This window comes from Streptomyces sp. NPDC026522 (assembly GCF_055567555.1).
In genome coordinates this window covers 119,557-137,857 of sequence record NZ_JBVHQF010000005.1, presented here as the reverse complement: position 1 = coordinate 137,857, position 18,301 = coordinate 119,557, and the positions used below count along the sequence as shown (strand labels likewise).

12 protein-coding genes are annotated in these 18,301 nt (G+C 72.2%); 6 read left to right on the top strand and 6 right to left on the bottom strand.

Annotated elements, in window-relative coordinates; all coding sequences use genetic code 11:
- Positions 1–7 precede the first annotated feature (7 nt).
- The gene (locus ACZ4M3_RS14675; RefSeq protein ID WP_467732483.1) at positions 8–658 is read right to left on the bottom strand and encodes a TetR/AcrR family transcriptional regulator C-terminal domain-containing protein; all 651 of its coding nucleotides are present in this window, start codon (positions 656–658) and stop codon (positions 8–10) included.
- 67 nt (positions 659–725) lie between these two features.
- Between ACZ4M3_RS14675 and ACZ4M3_RS14670 the strand changes: the two genes are divergently transcribed.
- On the top strand, positions 726–2,243 hold the full coding sequence (locus tag ACZ4M3_RS14670; RefSeq protein WP_467732481.1) for an FAD-dependent oxidoreductase: 1,518 nt from the start codon (positions 726–728) through the stop codon (positions 2,241–2,243).
- Here the strand turns inward: ACZ4M3_RS14670 and ACZ4M3_RS14665 are convergent.
- The 5 genes from ACZ4M3_RS14665 to ACZ4M3_RS14645 form a co-directional block, all read right to left on the bottom strand.
- Positions 2,173–3,006, bottom strand: a complete 834-nt coding sequence (locus tag ACZ4M3_RS14665) for an endo alpha-1,4 polygalactosaminidase (protein ID WP_467732479.1) — start codon at positions 3,004–3,006, stop codon at positions 2,173–2,175. The two genes, ACZ4M3_RS14670 and ACZ4M3_RS14665, sit on opposite strands and share 71 nt — an antisense overlap.
- Positions 3,003–3,653, bottom strand: a complete 651-nt coding sequence (locus tag ACZ4M3_RS14660; protein WP_467733092.1) for a spherulation-specific family 4 protein — start codon at positions 3,651–3,653, stop codon at positions 3,003–3,005. Before ACZ4M3_RS14660 ends, ACZ4M3_RS14665 begins: the two co-directional genes overlap by 4 nt.
- Positions 3,654–3,722: 69 nt before the next feature.
- A complete protein-coding gene (locus ACZ4M3_RS14655; protein WP_467732477.1) occupies positions 3,723–5,249 on the bottom strand; it encodes a hypothetical protein in 1,527 nt (508 codons plus the stop codon).
- A complete protein-coding gene (pelF, locus tag ACZ4M3_RS14650) occupies positions 5,246–6,811 on the bottom strand; it encodes a GT4 family glycosyltransferase PelF (RefSeq protein WP_467732475.1) in 1,566 nt (521 codons plus the stop codon). Before pelF ends, ACZ4M3_RS14655 begins: the two co-directional genes overlap by 4 nt.
- A 124-nt stretch (positions 6,812–6,935) precedes the next feature.
- Positions 6,936–8,981 (bottom strand): hypothetical protein, encoded by a 2,046-nt coding sequence (locus ACZ4M3_RS14645; protein WP_467732473.1) that lies wholly within the window; start codon positions 8,979–8,981, stop codon positions 6,936–6,938.
- Positions 8,982–9,334: 353 nt separating this feature from the next.
- Between ACZ4M3_RS14645 and ACZ4M3_RS14640 the strand changes: the two genes are divergently transcribed.
- From ACZ4M3_RS14640 to aceE, 5 genes are all read left to right on the top strand, one after another.
- Complete coding sequence (locus ACZ4M3_RS14640; protein ID WP_467732471.1) at positions 9,335–10,876, top strand: leucyl aminopeptidase; 1,542 nt, start codon at positions 9,335–9,337, stop codon at positions 10,874–10,876.
- Between the two features lie 294 nt (positions 10,877–11,170).
- On the top strand, positions 11,171–12,559 hold the full coding sequence (gene lpdA, locus ACZ4M3_RS14635) for a dihydrolipoyl dehydrogenase (RefSeq protein ID WP_467732469.1): 1,389 nt from the start codon (positions 11,171–11,173) through the stop codon (positions 12,557–12,559).
- A 54-nt stretch (positions 12,560–12,613) separates the two neighbouring features.
- A complete protein-coding gene (sucB, locus tag ACZ4M3_RS14630) occupies positions 12,614–14,440 on the top strand; it encodes a 2-oxoglutarate dehydrogenase, E2 component, dihydrolipoamide succinyltransferase (protein WP_467732467.1) in 1,827 nt (608 codons plus the stop codon).
- Between the two features lie 213 nt (positions 14,441–14,653).
- On the top strand, positions 14,654–15,277 hold the full coding sequence (locus ACZ4M3_RS14625; protein WP_136215598.1) for a GntR family transcriptional regulator: 624 nt from the start codon (positions 14,654–14,656) through the stop codon (positions 15,275–15,277).
- 221 nt (positions 15,278–15,498) lie between these two features.
- Positions 15,499–18,180 (top strand): pyruvate dehydrogenase (acetyl-transferring), homodimeric type, encoded by a 2,682-nt coding sequence (gene aceE / locus ACZ4M3_RS14620; protein WP_467732465.1) that lies wholly within the window; start codon positions 15,499–15,501, stop codon positions 18,178–18,180.
- Positions 18,181–18,301: the final 121 nt, after the last annotated feature.

The following is an 18,301-nucleotide window of genomic DNA, read 5'->3' as shown; positions in this document are numbered from 1 at the left end:
GGACTCTTCAGGGTGTGCGGTAGCGGGCTTCGACGCCCGCGATGACCAGCGACAGGCCCTCCTCGAAGCCCTCGTCGTAGTGCTGGAAGAGGTCGGCGCCCGCGGCCGCGGCGAGCGGGAACGCCGACATCCGGGCCGCGCGTTCGGTGACGTCGTAGCCCTCCCGGCGTTCGCCCGGGACGGGCTCGACGCCCTGTTCCTCGGTGACGAAACCGAGGGTGAAGCAGGAGGCGGTCGAGAAGGCGCGGACCGCTTGGGGCGGCGTGAAGCCGGCGTCGACCAGCGCGCGCAGGTTCGCCTCCAGCTCGGGAGCGTGTTCGGTGCCGGTGAAGCGCGAGCCGCTGAAGACCTTGGCGCCGTCGCGGTAGCCGAGCAACGTCGCGCGCAGCGCACGGTTGACGGCCCGGAGCCGCTGCTGCCAGGTGGCCTCCGGGGCGAGCCGCACCCCCGCGACCGTCCGGCGGTACATCTCGGTAGCCATCTCGTCCAGCAGTTCCTGTTTGCCCTTGAAGTGCCAGTAGAGGGCGGGTGCCTGGACGTTCAGTTCCTTGGCGATGGCCCGCAGCGTCAGTCCGTCCAGGCCCACTTCGTTCAGCAGGCGCAGCGCCGTCTCCACGACCTGCTTCTTGTCCAGTTTCGGGGGTCTCCGGGTCGTCACGCTTGACAGCTTAACACCGTTAAGGCCACTCTTGAGAGGGAACTTAACGACGTTAAGGAGAAGTGGCATGAGCAGCATGGGCACCGGCACGAGCGGTGGCACGAACCCGGACGTCCTGATCGTCGGCGCGGGCCCCACCGGCCTCGCGCTCGCCGTCGACCTGGCCCGGCGCGGGGTCGACGCCCTCGTCGTGGAGCGCGCCGACGGCCTCTTCCCCGGCTCCCGCGGCAAGGGCATCCAGCCGCGCACCCGGGAGGTCTTCGACGACCTCGGCGTCGGCGACGCCGTCGACGCGGCCGGCGGCCCCTACCCCGTCGGGATGATCTGGCGGGAGGGCCGGCGCCGGAGCGAGCTCCCGATGTTCGACGCGGGCACCCCCCGCGCGGACTCGCCCTACCACGAGCCCTGGATGGTGCCGCAGTGGCGCACCCAGGAGATCCTCTTCACCAGGCTCACGGAACTCGGCGGCACGGTCGCCTTCGGCCGGGAACTGGCCGGTTTCGACCAGGACGCCGACGGAGTGGACGCCGTCTTCGCCTCCGGGGAGCCCGTCCGCGCCCGCTACGTCGTGGCCGCCGACGGCGGCCGGTCCACCGTGCGCCGCGCGCTCGGCATCCCGATGACCGGCGAGAGCGTCGACCCGAACCCGGTCCTCGTGGCCGACGTCCGCGTCAGGGGACTCGACCGCGACAACTGGCACATCTTCCCGGCCGCCGACGACACCGGGGTCCTCGCGCTCTGTCCGCTCGCCGGCACGGAGGACTTCCAGCTCACCGCCCAGTTCCCGGCGGGCACGGACATCGACCTCACCCCCGACGCCATCCGTACCGTCGTGGCCGCCCGCTCCCACCTCGCCCCCGAGGACGTGACGGACGTGCGCTGGGCCTCCGACTTCCGACCCCGCGCGGCGCTCGCCGACCGGTTCCGCGAGGGTCGCGTCTTCCTCGCCGGGGACGCCGCGCACGTCCACTCCCCCGCGGGCGGCCAGGGGCTCAACACCAGCGTCCAGGACGCGTACAACCTCGGGTGGAAGCTCGCGGCGGTGCTGGCCGGGCGGGCCCCCGAAGCCCTGCTCGACACCTACGAGGAGGAACGGCTGCCCGTGGCGGCCGACATGCTCGGCCTGTCCACCCGGATCCACCGGGGCGAGGCCCGGCGCGGGGCGGCCACCCGGATGCTGGGCCTGGGCTACCGGGACTCCTCCCTCTCCGTGGACACCCGCACCGGCCTGCCCGAGGCCGCCCTGCGGGCCGGCGACCGGGCACCGGACGGGGTGCCCGGGGGCGTACGCCTCTTCGACGCGTTCCGCGGACCGCACTGGACGCTGCTGGCCGTCGGCACGCAAGGGCAGGCGGACCTCCCGGACCTGCCCGGCGTCCGCACCGTGTGCGTCCCGTCCTACGCGCCCTACGGGGACGGGGTGTTCCTCGTCCGGCCCGACGGGTACGTGGGCTGGGCGGGTGCGACCGCAGAAGGCATCGCGGCGTACGCGGCCACGGTCGGCGCGGGGGCCGCTACGGCTCGCCCCTGGGCGGGCACCAGCGGCGCCAGGCGTCCAGGTCGGTCTTCTTCTGGAGCGAGCTGAGCTTCTCCCGCTGCGAGGTGGGGCACCACTCGCGCAGCCGGCCCTCGTACTCGACGTGGAAGACGGCCTTCCCGGCCGCGACGAACGGCCGGTACCGCTCGCACTCGTCGAACTCCGCGCACTGTTCGTTGACGGCGAACTCGAAGTCCCCGACCAGCTGCGGGATCTGGTCGAGGTCGTTCTTCAGCCCGACCGAGAGCCCCCGGTCGTGCGCGAGCTTCGCGATCAGCCGGTTGTAGGCCAGCTGGTCGTCGGCGGTGAGCGGGAAGCCGGACGAGTTGGCGTACCCGTCCATGTTGTCGGGCTCGATCGCGTCGAAGCCCTTCTCCTTGCACATGTCGAACCGCTTGGCCATCAGCGGCGCCAGCTCGGCCGAGCGCCGGATGTCCAGCCAGCGCTCGCCCTCCCAGCCGTTGCCGTCGCCCAGCAGCTCCTTCGGGAAGTCGGCGGCGTCGGGACGGAAGTCCTCCCAGGCGCCGGTGGAGAGGTAGCAGATGGTCTTGCGGCCCGCCTTCTTCAAGGCGGCCACCTGCTCCTTGGTGGTGTTGAAGCCGTCGACGTCGTACACCGCCGCCTTCACCGAGGTGTCCAGCGTGCCGGTCAGCTGCCACTGCCAGCTCACCCCCGGCGCGGGCTGCCAGCGCTGCCCCGGCGGCGGGTCGGGTGACAGGTCGTCGGGTTCCGGCAGCTCGGGCGCGGACGTACAGGAGGCGAGGAGCAGGAGCGGGCCGACGAGCAGCCAGGGCAGTGCGCGGCGCCTCATGCGGTGGCCTCCAGGTCGTACGGGAGGGTCCCCCACGGGTGCGGGCCGGAGCCGGGGACCGCGCAGTGCACGGCGGCCCCCCGCTCCAGGGCGAGTTCGGCGGCCGGTGCGCCCGGCGGGACGGCGTACACGAGGTGGCAGAACCGCTGGGCGGGGTGCTCGGCGGTCCACGCCGGCGGGGCGCCCGCGTCCCGGTAGGCGTCCCAGGGGCCCTCGAAGGTGACGAGCAGGTCGGCGAGCGCGGCGTATCCGGGGTGCGGGTGGGCGCCGTGGTTGAGGACGAGGGTGCGGGCGCCCGCGGCCCGGGCGGCGACGGTGAGCCGCCCGTAGTGCGGGAGCAGTTCCGGCTCGGCGGACGCCTGGTCGAGGAAGGCCCCGTCGGTGGCGTACCAGTCGCGGTGGCGCAGCAGGTCCTGGACGACGGCCGCGTGCGGGCGCCGCCCGTAGTCGGTGTCGGCGTACCCCAGGACGGGGACCCCGGCGGCCCGCAGCCGCCCGGCGACCGCGGCGAACCGTTCGTCGGGGGCCTCGCCCGGCCCGCTGTCGGGGTTGAGCACCACCGAATGCAGCCGCCCGGCCGAGGCGATCAGCAGCTCCCACGCCTCGGGCCGGTCGGCGGGGTGCTCGTAGAGGGGCACCAGCAGCATGAGGTCCTTCTTCTTGTGCGTCGACTCGTACGGTGTCACGTGCGCGGGGTCCGGCCGGGCCGGGCGCGCTCAGCGGTGCGCCGTGGCCCGGCCCAGCAGCAGGCAGACCAGCGCGGCCAGGGCGGCCGCCGCGGTGCCGGCCACCACCAGCTGGACCAGCCGCGGCTGCCCGAGCCCGGTCAGCACGGCCAGGCTCTGCACGACCGCCGCCGAGGCGCAGACCACCGCGGCGGGCCGGACCGCCCCGAAGGACTGGAGCAGCAGCCCGGTCCACATCACGGCGCCGAGCAGCAGCAGCGTCGCCGCCCGGGCCCCGGTCAGGCTGGGCGCGCCGGGCCACAGCAGGGTCCCGGCGATGCCCAGCGCCAGCAGCACCGCCAGGTACCGGGCGAGGCAGCGGGCCAGGGTGGCCAGCATCCGGCGCCGGAACGCGCGGGGCGAGCGGGCCGCCCGCAGCCCGGCGAGGCTGCCGCTGCGGAACCGGTGCAGCAGCCATTCGGCGGGGCCCATGCTGAGGGTGAGGGCCACCGCCGAGGGCGCGGCGACCGCCTCGGCCGGGCCTCCGGCGAGCACCTCCCCCAGGGCGGCGTACAGCACGAGCAGCCCGGTGCCCAGGCCGAAGACGCCGTACGGCACGGAGTCCGCGAGCCGGGGCCCGCGCGGCGCGTACTCCTCCTCGGCGCCGCGCAGCATCCGCCACCGCACGGGGCCGCCGCCCGGGCGGGCCCGGGTCCGGCCGCGGGCCCGGCGGGCGAGGGCCCGTACCGTCTCGGCCAGCGGCAGTTCCCGTACCGCCAGGGCACAGGCGGCCAGCAGGGACACCGCCAGCAGGGCGACCCGCGCCGGGACGGGCAGGTCGGTGAACAGCGCGAGCACCGCCCCCGCGGCCATCGGACCGAGCGCGGCGAGCAGCATCCGCTCCCGGCCGAGGACCAGCAGGACGGTGGCGGCGCCGACGTACAGCGCCTGCCCGGCGGCGAACACGTAGGAGAACGGCGGCCCGCCGGGCACCGCCAGGGCGGCGGCGGTGCCCAGCAGCGCCCCGGCCGGCGCCCCGGCGAGCAGGGTCCGCCCGGCGGCGGCCCGGTCGCCGAGGCCGAGCCAGGAGTAGGCCCGGTGGGACAGGGTCTGGTCCCACACCCAGCCGATCAGGGCGCCGGCCAGCAGGGTGAGCGTCCCGGCGGGCAGGCCGAGCCGGTCCGGCGGGCCTTCCAGCAGGGGGGCGCCCAGCAGGTAGGCGAGGCCGGGCAGGGCGAAGATCACCCCGCGCAGCAGGCAGGCGGTGAGGGAGACCTGCCAGGGGTCGGGGATGCTCGCGGGCTCCGGGAAGGAGCGGGGCACCCGGGCGTAGAGCTCCTCCGCGAGCGCGAAGGAGTCGTGGCGGCCGTAGGTGAGGCGGATGTACTCGTCGTTCATCCCGTCGGATTCGAGGATGGCGGCGATCTCGTCGGGATGGACGGCGGCGGCGATGAGCGCGTCGAACCGGTCGGCGAGCTCGTCCATCGGGTCGGCGGCCGGCGGGGCCGTCCGCCGGGGCCGGGGGACGGCGGGCAGGGTGTTGCCGCCGGGCACCTTGAGCCACAGGGATCCGCTCACCGGCTCCCTCCCCCGAGCTCGCCCCCGGCTACCGCCGGGGGTACGCCCGTCCCCGGGGGCCCCCATGCGGCGAGCTCCCGGTACCAGGGGTCGGCGAGCCGCTGGGTCCAGTCGTCGCCCGGGTGGACCGGCAGGACGGGCTGGCCGGCGAGTTCCCGGTAGATGTGGCGGAACCCGTCCACGGACTGGTGGAGGGTGAACTTCTCGACGACCCGCTTGCGGGACAGCCGGCCGAGTTCGGCGCGGCGTTCGTCGTCGCGGAGCAGCGCGAGGGTGGCGCGGGCCATGGTCTCCGGCTCGCGGGGCGGGACGACGAGCCCGGTGTCGCCGACGGCCTCGCGCACCCCGCCGACGTCGGTGGAGACGGTGGTGCGGCCGCAGGACATGGCCTCGATGATGCTGAAGGGGAAACCCTCGCTGATCGAGGAGAGCATCACGATCGAGCCGGCCGCGTAGGCCCGGGCGACCTCCGCGATGCGGCCCTCGAAGGTGATCCCGTCGGACACCCCGATCTCGGCGGCGAGTTTCTCCAGGCGGAGCTTGTAGTCCTCGCAGCCGGCCGGGACGGGGCCGAAGAGGCGCAGTCGCAGGGCGGGTACCTCCTGGCGCATGTACGCGTAGGCGCGGATGAGGGTTTCGAGGTCCTTGATGGGGTCGACGCGGCCGCACCAGCTGAGGGTGGGCACCTCGGGTTCGGGGCCGGCCTCGGGGAAGGCGTACGGGTCGACGCCGTTGTAGACGGTACGGATCCGGTCGGAGGCGGCGCCGCCGCGCTCCTCCCAACGGCGGTTGTACTGGTTGCAGGGGGTGATCAGGTCGGCTTGCCGGTAGCCCTCGCTGTTCAGCTCGCGGTAGAAGCCGAGCATGAGGGCCTTCACGGGCCAGCGCTGTTCGGCGGTGCGGTAGCCGAGGTAGCGCTCGCGGAGGTAGATGCCGTGCTCCGTGAGCAGGAAGGGCACCTGGTCGAGGTGTTTCGCGGCGAGGGCCGGCAGGGTGGCGAGGCCGCTGCTGACGGCGTGCGAGACGCTGTCGCGCGGGATGCGCACGCCGAGCGGGCGCAGGGCGTGTTCCAGCAGGTCGGTGGCGGTGAGGGCGTCGTGGATGGTGGGCGCGGCCGCGGCGGTTGGCATGCCCGGGCGGGTCCAGAGGTCCATCAGCAGCCGCAGGACGGACTCCGAGCGCAGGGCCGGGGCGAGGCGGCCGGAGCGGGCCAGCACGGCCAGTTCCCGCAGGGCTTGGGAGAATCCGCCGCGGGTGGGATCGAGCAGCGACAGCAAGAACGTTTCGTAGGTGTCGGTGAAGCGGCGCCGGGCCTTGCCGCGCAGGGCCGAACGGAGCGAGCGGGGCGGCGGCGGGCCCCAGAGCGGCACGGCGGTGTGCCGGTAGACGTTGCGGGGCAGTTGCCAGGTGACCGGCTCGCGTCCGGAGCCGGTCAGGGCTATGACGTTGAAGTCGACCTCCGGCATTCCCCGGACCAGTTGGTCGCACCAGGTGCTGACGCCCCCGTGGACGTGTGGGTAGGTGCCTTCGGTGAGCATGGTGACATGGCGCCCATGGCTCATGCGGTGTGTCCCCCCAGGACGGAAAAGGGGCCGGCGCCCGTGGTTCGCGGAGCGCCGGCTCAAGGTGGTGCTGCGTACGCGTGCGGATGCGACGGTTCCGGCCCGGCGGAGGGCCGGCGGGCGGTCAGGCCAGCTTGAGCGTGACCGCCGACTGGAGCGGCTCGGGAGCCGTCCAGGCGGAGCGGGTGCCCGCGTACGCGGTGCCGAAGTCCGCGGTGCCGAGCAGGAGCTGCTTCTTGGTGCCGACGGGAGCCGTGACGGGCGCGACCACGCCCGAGGGCGCCTTGACGGTGACGTCCTTGCCGATGCGGTAGGCGGTGACCTTGTTGGCGACGAGCGCCGCGTCCCAGGCGGCGCGGCGGCTGAGTTCGACGCCGGTGTCCTTCATGCTCTGGTTGACGATCGGGGCGCTGGGCGCGTAGAGCGTGCGGTAGGTGTCGAGGACCTGGTTGAGGACCGGGTAGAGGGTGCGGTCCTCGGCGAGGTTGGACTGGTGGACGTAGTGCGGACGCGGGTCGTTGGCCAGCACGTGCCGCAGCGCGGTGCGGGCCTCGGTCGGGACGACGTAGTCCAGGTAGCCGGTGGCGGCGTCGAGCGGGGCCGGCAGGCAGGTGGAGGTCGCCGGGTTGTCCTCGCAGGCGCCACTGCCGCCCTGGGCGCGGCTGGTGTAGATCCAGTTGTACTCGTCGGCCATCTCCGCGTTGGTGCCCGTGTTGTAGTACACGTTCATCGGGTACCGGGGGACGGTCAGGGCGGCGCCGACGGCGCGCTGGCCGGACTCGCGGGAGCTGTCGCTGCCGGCCCACTTGACCCCGTTGTCGGCGAGGGCGCCCGCCAGGTTCGGGTTGTCGTCGGCCTGCTGCGGCAGGGTCTTGAGGCCGGAGTGCTCGCCGGTGACCAGCTCGGAGCGGTCGGTGGTGATGCCCTTGGAGGCGGCCCAGTTGTTGTTGTCGCGGATCTGGGCGGAGATGTCGGCGCGGCTCACCCAGTTGATGGCGCCCGTGGCGTTCTTGGTGCAACTCCACGGCACGGTGCTGACGTCCTGGACGCAGCCGAGGAAGAGGTGGGTGTAGGTGTGGTTCAGCCACCGGTACTGGGCGCGGTCGGCGATCAGCTGGGCGGTCAGCGCGTCGGTGCCGCCGTGCTCCGTCTTCCACTCCTCCCCGGCGCCCGCGTTGAAGAGCAGGTCCAGCTTGAAGCCCTTGGACTGCTGCCACTGCGCCGCGTACTGGGCGTCGGCGGCGGTCATCCGGATGTCGCTCTCCGTGCCGCCGGCGCAGGCGTAGTCGCCGGGCGTGCAGTTGAGGGCCTGGTCCCAGCGGGCGTCCGGGGCGAAGACGTCGTCGACGTGGACCGCGAAGTAGTTGCGCTCCTGGCCGAGGTGGACCCCCTGGGTCAGCCAGTCGACGATGCCCCGGGCGAGCAGCCGGAACTGCTGCTGGTACTGGTTGTAACCGAAGGTGACGACCAGTTCGCTGCGTCCGTCGTGGGCGTACTCGCCGACCAGCGAGGCCCGGTCCGAGCCGACGGGGGCGTCGAGGTAGCTGGTGTAGCCGGTGCGGGGCTTGGCGATGAACCCGTAGCTCTCCGGAATCAGCGGCGAGTTGTCCTCGAAGGTGACCTGGCCCCCGAGGTAGCCGAAGGGACCCGCCTTGCCGGCGGCGGTTACGGCGGCCTGCGTGCCGTCGAGGGTGCCGCTGTAGCCGCCGTTGTCGGTGTATTCCAGGCCGACTTCGGGGTGCGCCCAGGTGTAGGCGTCGACCTGGCGGATGCCGTAGGCCGTCTCGTACGCGCTGAGCGCGGCCGATTCGGCGGAGCCGGCGCCGAAGGGGTTCTCGTTGGGCAGGACGACGCCCTGGAACTTGGCCCGCGGCCGGCCGTCGACGGTGTCGCTCAGGAACGCCGCGTTGATCACCGGGCGGCTGCCGCTGCCCAGGTCGACGCGGGTGAAGGGGACCCCGGTGTCCCGGAGTTCGGCGGTGATCGCGGCGACCGAGCTGCCGCCGTCGTCGACGACCAGCACCCTGAGGTCGACGCGCGGTACGACGGTGGCCGCCTGGGCGGTCGCCGCGGGCACCGCCACGGACATCAGGGCGGTCGCGGCCATCGCCGCGGCGGCCCTGTTCATCCGGTTCTTGTTCTTGCTGACCATTCCGGCCTTACTGACCATTTCGGCCTTCCCCCCGCAGGCTCCCTCGGTACCGGCCATGGCGGACGGCCGACCGGGGAGGCTCTGTGGAAATCATGCAAAGGGACCCCACGCCCCCTTGCGAGAGTGGCTCGATCCTCTCGGACCTCGTCAGGTCTAAGGGGCAAACCTGGAACAGAGACCACAGATGGGTGAACCTGTCAGTGGTTCCGTCGAACAACTTGCCAAACCTTCGAGTGACGTACGGACGACCGCGTACGCGTAGGCTCGTTTCCGGGTGCCGCCGCGCCCGAATACGATCGCTGCGGAGCGGCCGGCGACCCTGACGCGACCGCAGCGCACACATCCACAAACGGAAGCGAGACTTCACCACCGTGACTGCTCTGACTCTCAGCACTGCCGGCGCGGCGACGCTCCGCGCCGACGCCCTCGTGGTCGGCGTGGCGAAGGGCCCGAAGGGGCCCGTCGTCGCCGCGGGCGCCGAGGCCGTGGACAAGGCGTTCGACGGAAAGCTGGCCGCCGTACTCGACGCCATGGGCGCCTCGGGCGCCGAAGGCGAGGTCACCAAGCTCCCCGCGCCCGCCGGTCTCAAGGTCCCGGTCGTGCTGGCCGTCGGGCTCGGCTCCGTACCGGAGCAGGACGAGTCGTACGACGAAGAGGCCCTGCGCCGCGCCGCCGGCGCCGCCGCCCGCGCCCTGCACGGCACGAAGAAGGCCGCGTTCGCCCTTCCGCTGGACGACGCCTCCGCCGTCACCGCCGTCGCCGAGGGCGCGCTGCTCGGTGCGTACGCCTTCACCGCCTACCAGGGCGGCGCGAACAAGGTCGCCAGGAGCGGCGACAAGAACGGCGGCCCGAAGCAGCCGCTGGCCGAGGTCGCCCTGCTCGGCGCCAAGCCGCGCGACAAGGAGCACAAGGCCGCCGCCGAGCGCGCCGTCGTCGTCGCGACCGAGGTCAACGTCGCGCGCGACCTGGTCAACACCCCGCCGAACGACCTCACCCCCGAGGCCTTCGCCGCCGTCGCCACCGCGACCGCGAAGGAGAACGGCATCAAGGTCCAGGTGCTGGACGAGAAGGCGCTGGTCAAGGGCGGCTTCGGCGGCATCATGGGCGTCGGCAAGGGCTCCGAGAACCCGCCGCGCCTGGTGAAGCTGTCCTACACCCACCCCAAGGCGGAGAAGACCCTCGCCTTCGTCGGCAAGGGCATCACCTACGACTCGGGCGGCATCTCCCTCAAGCCGGCCGGCCACAACGAGACGATGAAGTGCGACATGGCCGGCGCGGCCGCCGTGTTCGCCTCGGTCGTCGCGGCCGCCAAGCTGGGCCTCCAGGTCAACGTCACCGGCTGGCTCGCGCTCGCCGAGAACATGCCGTCCGGCTCCGCCACCAAGCCCGGTGACGTGCTGCGCATGTACAGCGGCAAGACCGTCGAGGTCCTCAACACGGACGCCGAGGGCCGTCTGGTCCTGGGCGACGCGCTGACCCGCGCCTCCGAGGAGAACCCGGACGCGATCGTCGACGTGGCGACCCTGACCGGCGCGATGGTGCTGGCGCTGGGCGACCGCACCTTCGGGATCATGGCGAACGACGACGCCTTCCGCACCTCGATCCACGAGATCGCGGAGGAGGTCGGCGAGGCCTCCTGGCCGATGCCGCTCCCCGAGGACCTGCGCAAGACCATGGACTCCCCCACCGCCGACATCGCCAACATGGGCGTCCGGATGGGCGGCGGCCTGATCGCCGGCCTCTTCCTCCAGGAGTTCGTCGGCGAGGGCATCACCTGGGCCCACCTCGACATCGCGGGCCCGGCCTTCCACGAGAGCGCCCCGTACGGCTACACCCCCAAGGGCGGCACCGGCTCCGCCGTGCGCACCCTGGTGCGGCTGGCCGAGCGGACCGCCACGGGCGACCTCGGCTGACGCCTCGGCTCCTCGTGATCACGCGCCCCGGGACCCGGACGAGGTCCCGGGGCGCGTTCGCTGTGGACGTAATCTCGACGATCAGCAGTTTTCTACGCACTGGTAACCCGCATTCCGGCAGAACGGCCGTCCCCAGCCGGGGCCCGGCGTCCCGTGTTCCCCCGACAAATGCGAAGATGGGTTCTCGGCAGGACAGGGCCCCCACCACAGGGCCGAAGAAACAAGCGGCCGAATACCAGCCGCCGCCCGGTCACAGAGGACCGGTGCCCGGCGCACATGCATGGAGGACGTGACGTGGCGAACGACGCCAGCACCGTTTTCGACCTAGTGATCCTCGGCGGTGGCAGTGGCGGTTACGCCGCGGCGCTGCGCGCCTCCCAGCTGGGTCTCGACGTTGCGCTGATCGAGAAGAACAAGCTCGGTGGCACCTGCCTGCACAACGGCTGCATCCCCACGAAGGCTCTGCTGCACGCCGGTGAGATCGCGGACCAGGCGCGCGAAGCCGCTCAGTTCGGTGTCAAGGCCTCTTTCGAGGGCATCGACATCGCGGGTGTGCACAAGTACAAGGACGAGGTCATCTCGGGCCTGTACAAGGGTCTGCAGGGCCTGGTCGCCTCCCGCAAGGTGACCTACATCGAGGGTGAGGGCCGGCTCTCCTCCCCGACGTCCGTCGACGTGAACGGGCAGCGCGTCCAGGGCCGCCACGTCCTGCTGGCGACCGGCTCCGTACCGAAGTCGCTGCCGGGCCTGAACATCGACGGCAACCGCATCATCTCCTCGGACCACGCGCTGGTCCTGGACCGCGTGCCCGAGTCCGCGATCATCCTGGGCGGCGGCGTGATCGGCGTCGAGTTCGCCTCGGCGTGGAAGTCCTTCGGTTCCGACGTCACCGTGGTCGAGGGCCTCAAGCACCTCGTCCCGGTCGAGGACGAGAACAGCTCCAAGCTCCTGGAGCGCGCGTTCCGCAAGCGCGGCATCAAGTTCAACCTGGGCACCTTCTTCGACAAGGCCGAGTACACCGAGAACGGCGTGCGCGTCACCCTCGCCGACGGCAAGACCTTCGAGGCCGAGGTGCTGCTGGTCGCCATCGGCCGCGGCCCGGTCTCGCAGGGCCTGGGCTACGAGGAGCAGGGCGTCGCGATGGACCGCGGCTACGTCCTGGTCGACGAGTACATGCAGACCAACGTGCCGACCATCTCCGCCGTCGGTGACCTCGTCCCGACCCTCCAGCTCGCGCACGTCGGCTTCGCCGAGGGCATCCTGGTCGCGGAGCGGCTGGCCGGTCTCAAGACCGTCCCGATCGACTACGACGGTGTGCCGCGCGTCACGTACTGCCACCCCGAGGTCGCCTCCGTCGGCATCACCGAGGCCAAGGCCAAGGAGATCTACGGTGCGGACAAGGTCGTCGCCCTCAAGTACAACCTGGCGGGCAACGGCAAGAGCAAGATCCTGAAGACCGCGGGCGAGATCAAGCTCGTCCAGGTCAAGGACGGTGCCGTGGTCGGCGTCCACATGGTCGGTGACCGGATGGGCGAGCAGGTCGGCGAGGCCCAGCTGATCTACAACTGGGAGGCCCTGCCTGCCGAGGTCGCGCAGCTCATCCACGCGCACCCGACCCAGAACGAGGCGCTCGGCGAGGCCCACCTGGCCCTGGCCGGCAAGCCGCTGCACTCCCACGACTAATCGTCACCGGGCGCGACGACCACTTCCGCACTTTCGTAAGGAGCAACAGAAACCATGTCGGTTTCCGTAACCCTTCCGGCGCTCGGCGAGAGCGTCACTGAGGGCACTGTCACCCGCTGGCTGAAGGCCGAGGGCGAGCGCGTCGAGGCCGACGAGCCGCTGCTCGAGGTCTCGACCGACAAGGTCGACACCGAGATCCCGTCGCCGGTCGCCGGCATCCTGGCCTCCATCAAGGTCGCCGAGGACGAGACCGTCGAGGTCGGCGCCGAGCTGGCCGTCATCGACGACGGCTCGGGCGCACCGGCCGAGGCCGCCGCTCCGGCCGCCGAGACCGCCGCCGCCCCCGCGCCGGAGGCCCCGCAGGCCGCCCCGTCGACCGAGGTCGAGACCCCCGCTCCCGCGCCGACCGCCGAGGCGGCCGCCGGTGCCGGTTCCGCCGAGGGCACCGATGTCGTGCTGCCCGCGCTGGGCGAGTCCGTCACCGAGGGCACCGTCACCCGTTGGCTCAAGCAGGTCGGCGAGTCGGTCGAGGCCGACGAGCCGCTGCTGGAGGTCTCCACCGACAAGGTCGACACCGAGATCCCCGCGCCGGTCGCCGGCACCCTGCTGGAGATCCTGGTCGGCGAGGACGAGACCGCCGAGGTCGGCGCGCGGCTGGCCGTCATCGGCGTCGCCGGTGCCGCCCCGGCCGCCGCTCCGGCCCCGGCCGCTGCCCCCGCCGCCCCGGCTCCGGCCCCGGCCGCTGCCCCCGCCGCCCCGGCTCCGGCCCCGGCCGCTGCCCCCGCCGCCCCGGCTCCGGCCCCGGCCGCTGCCCCGGCTCCGGCCCCGGCTGCCGCTCCGGTCGCCGCCCCGGCTCCGGTGACCCCGGCTCCGGCCGCTGCCGCTCCGGCTCCGGTCGCTCCGGCTCCGGTCGCTCCGGCGGCCCCCGCCGCCCCGGCCCAGGCCGGGGACGAGGGCGCGTACGTGACCCCGCTGGTGCGCAAGCTCGCCTCGGAGTCCGGCGTCAACCTGTCCACGGTCTCGGGCACCGGTGTCGGTGGCCGTATCCGCAAGCAGGACGTCCTGGCCGCCGCCGAGGCCGCCAAGGCCGCCGCCGCTCCGGCGCCGGTCGCCGCCGCTGCCGCCCCGGCCGCCGCCCAGGCCCCGACCGCCGTGTCGGAGCTGCGCGGTCAGACGGTCAAGATGACCCGCATGCGCAAGGTCATCGGCGACAACATGATGAAGGCCCTGCACACGCAGGCGCAGCTCAGCTCCGTGGTCGAGGTGGACGTCACCAAGATCATGAAGCTGCGCGAGAAGGCCAAGGCCTCCTTCCTGGCCCGCGAGGGCGTCAAGCTCTCGCCGATGCCGTTCTTCGTCAAGGCCGCCGCCCAGGCGCTGAAGGCCCACGCGGTCGTCAACGCCCGGATCAACGACGACGAGGGCACCATCACCTACTTCGACTCGGAGAACATCGGCATCGCCGTGGACTCCGAGAAGGGCCTGATGACCCCGGTCATCAAGGGTGCCGGTGACCTCAACCTGGCGGGCATCTCCAAGGCGACCGCCGACCTGGCCGCCAAGGTCCGCGGCAACAAGATCACGCCGGACGAGCTGTCGGGCGCGACCTTCACCATCAGCAACACCGGCTCGCGCGGTGCGCTGTTCGACACGGTGATCGTGCCGCCGAACCAGGTCGCCATCCTGGGCATCGGTGCCACCGTCAAGCGCCCGATGGTCATCGAGACCCCGGAGGGCACGGTCATCGGCGTCCGCGACATGACGTACCTGACCCTGTCCTACGACCACCGCCTGGTGGACGGCGCGGACGCGGCCCGGTACCTCTCGGCCGTCAAGGCCATCCTGGAGGCCGGCGAGTTCGAGGTCGAGCTCGGCCTGTAGGGAACCAGCCGCGGCGGTAGCCGCACAGCTGTCGCGCACGGCGCCCCCGCCCGGAACCTTCCGGGCGGGGGCGCCGTCGTCGGTCCCGGCCCCTCCCCGGTCTTGTAACGAGCCTCACCCCGGGTCCCCGACCAGGAACGCATCGCGTCGGCCGACACCGCCGTATTGTCTACGCAACAGCCCCGCGCGCCCCCAGGAGATGAAGCGCCGATGATCACCCCACCCGTCGTGCACTCGCTGCGCGAGCAGATCCGCGAGCACATCGTGGAGGGGATCGTCAGCGGCCGTTGGAAGCCGGGCGAGCGGATCGTCGAGCGGCGGATCGCGGTCGAGCTGGAGGTCAGCCAGACGCCGGTCCGCGAGGCCCTGCGCGAGCTGGAGACGCTGCGGCTGATCGAGTCGGCGCCCAACAAGGGGGTCCGGGTACGGAACCTCTCCGCCGCCGACCTGGAGGAGATCTACCCGGTCCGGGCCGGTCTGGAGCAGATCGCGGCCGAGCTGGCGGCGCCGCGGCTGGCGGCGGACTGCACGGCCCTGGAGCCGCACGTGGCGGCCCTGTGGGAGGCCGACCGGACCGAGGACGGTACCGCGCAGGTGCGGCACACGGTGGGCTTCCACCGCGAGTTGGTGCGGGCCGCCGGGAACAGCGTGCTGCTGCACACGTGGGAGAGCCTGGGCATCGAGGTGTTCACCGCCCTGTCCATCCGCTGGCTCGGGACGGTGCAGAAGTCGTACGCGGAGGAGCACGCGGCCCTGGTCGAGGCCTTCCGCAACCAGGATCCGGACATCGGCGTGCTGGTCAAGCGGCATGTCCTGGGGTGCGCCCCCCGCGCCTGACCGGGCGGCTTGTCCTGATTTGCCCGGCACCGGGTGCCCGTTTTCATGGCACCCGGTGCCGACTTTCGCCGGATCGACATTTCTTCGCCACTTTCGTTTGATCGATCATCGATCAGCGATTTACAGTCATCGCGGACCCCTACCCGGGTCCGCCGGCCCTGTCCTGCCCGTCAGGGTTCTTCTTCACCACCTCTCCTTTGTCCGGAAGGCGGCGCACACCGATGTCCGACCCCGTAGGAAAGCTTCCGAGCGAGCTCGACCAGCTCCCGGACCGCGACACCGAGGAGACCGCCGAATGGGCGGCCTCCCTCGACGCCGTCGCCAAGGCCGCCGGTACGCGCCGCGCCGAATACCTGCTCCGTCGCACCCTCCAGCACGCCGAGGCCGCCGGCCTCGCCCTGCCGAAGCTGCTGGAGACGGACTACGTCAACACCATCCCCACCTCCGCCGAGCCCGAGTTCCCGGGTGACATGGAGCTGGAAGCCAAGATCACCGCCTGGAACCGCTGGAACGCGGCCGCCATGGTGACCCGCGGCTCCAAGTACGGCGTCGGCGGCCACATCGCCACCTTCGCCTCGGCGGCCTGGCTCTACGAGACCGGCTTCCAGCACTTCTTCCGCGGGAAGGAGGCCGACGGATCGGGCGACCAGCTCTACATCCAGGGCCACGCCTCCCCCGGCATCTACGCCCGCGCCTTCCTCGACGGACGCGTCTCGGAGCAGCAGCTCGACAACTTCCGCCAGGAGTCCGGCGGCAACGGCCTGCCGTCCTACCCGCACCCGCGGCGCCTGCCCTGGCTGTGGGAGTTCCCGACGGTCTCCATGGGCCTGGGCCCGCTCTCCGCGATCTACCAGGCGCGCTTCAACCGCTACCTGCAGAACCGGAACATCAAGGACACCGCCAACTCGCACGTCTGGGCCTTCCTGGGCGACGGCGAGATGGACGAGCCGGAGTCGACCGCCGCCCTGGCCCTGGCCTCCCGCGAGCGCCTCGACAACCTGACCTTCGTCATCAACTGCAACCTGCAGCGCCTCGACGGTCCGGTCCGCGCCAACTTCCGCGTGGTCCAGGAGCTGGAGGCCCAGTTCCGCGGCGCCGGCTGGAACGTCATCAAGTCGCTGTGGGGCTCCGCCTGGGACGAGCTGTTCCAGCTCGACACCACCGGCGCCCTGGTACGCCGGCTGCGCGAGGTACCCGACGCGCAGTTCCAGACGTACGCGACCCGCGACGTGGCCTACATCCGCGAGCACTTCTTCGGCGCCAACGCCGAGCTCGTCCAGCTCGCCGCGGTCCTCACCGACGCGAAGATCGCCGAGTGCTTCCACAGCTCCCGCGGCGGCCACGAGCCCCGCAAGGTGTACGCCGCGTACAAGGCCGCCCTGGAGCACAAGGGCGCGCCGACCGTCATCCTCGCGCAGACGGTCAAGGGCTACACGCTGGGCGCCGGGTTCGAGTCGAAGAACGCGAACCACCAGATGAAGAAGCTGACGATCGACGAGTTCAAGGACATGCGCGACCTCCTCGGCCTCCCGATCCCCGACAGTGCCTTCGCCGACGGCCAGGTCCCGTACGGACACCCGGGCGCGGACAGCCCCGAGGTCCGCTACCTGAACGAGCGCCGCGCGGCCCTCGGCGGCCCGGCCCCCGCCCGCAAGGTCCACCACGTGGCCCTGCCGGCTCCGGCCGAGCGGTCCTTCGCCCCGCTGCTCAAGGGCTCCGGCAAGCAGGAGATGGCCACCACCATGGCCTTCGTCCGGCTCGTCAAGGACCTGATGCGGGACAAGGAGACCGGCAAGCGCTGGGTGCCGATCGTCCCCGACGAGGCCCGTACCTTCGGCATGGAGTCCCTGTTCCCGTCGGCCGGCATCTACTCGCCGCTGGGACAGACGTACGAGCCGGTCGACCGCGACCAGCTGATGTACTACAAGGAAGCCAAGGACGGCCAGATCCTCAACGAGGGGATCACCGAGGCCGGCGCCATGGCCGACTTCATCGCCGCCTGCACGTCGTACGCGACGCACGGCGAGCCCATGATCCCCTTCTACATCTTCTACTCGATGTTCGGCTGGCAGCGCACCGCCGACCAGATGTGGCAGCTCGCCGACCAGCTCGGCAAGGGCTTCATCGTCGGCGCCACCGCGGGCCGCACCACGCTGACCGGTGAGGGCCTCCAGCACGCGGACGGCCACTCGCACCTGATCGCGTCCACGAACCCGGCGTCGCTCAACTACGACCCGGCCTTCGCGTACGAGATCGCGGTGATCGTCAAGGACGGTCTGCGCCGGATGTACGGCGAGCAGCCGGAAGACGTCTTCTACTACCTGACGGTCTACAACGAGCCGAAGGTGCAGCCGGCGATGCCCGAGGGCGTCGAGGAGGGCATCCTCAAGGGCCTGTACCGCTTCAACGAGGCCTCCTCGCTGGAGTCCGCCCCGGCCGCCGACGCCCCGAAGATCCAGCTGATGGCTTCCGGTACGGCGATCCACTGGATCCTGGACGCGCAGAAGCTGCTGGCCGACGACTGGAACGTGGCCGCCGACGTCTGGTCCGCCACCTCCTGGGGCGAGCTGCGCCGCGACGCGCTGGAGTGCGACGAGGCGCTGCTGCGCGGCGAGCTGCGCACCCCGTACGTCACGCGCGCGCTGGAGGGCGTCACCAGCCCGGTGCTGGCCGTCTCCGACTGGATGCGCCAGGTCCCGGACCAGATCAGCCAGTGGGTGGAGCAGGACTACACCTCGCTGGGTACGGACGGCTTCGGCCTGTCCGACACCCGCGAGGGCGCGCGCCGCCACTTCGGCGTCGACGCGCAGTCGATCGTGGTGGCCGCGCTGGCCCAGCTCGCCCGCCGCGGCGAGGTCCCGGCGTCCGCCATCAAGGAAGCCCGGGAGCGCTACGGCCTGTAGGGCCCGCACGCAGCCGGTGAGGCGGTCCGCCCCGTGGGGGCGGGCCGCCTCGCCCCTTTTTGCGGCCACCCGGGGGGCGTTCACCGGTCTTTGGCCGTATGAGCGGTGGCGGCACGGGGGT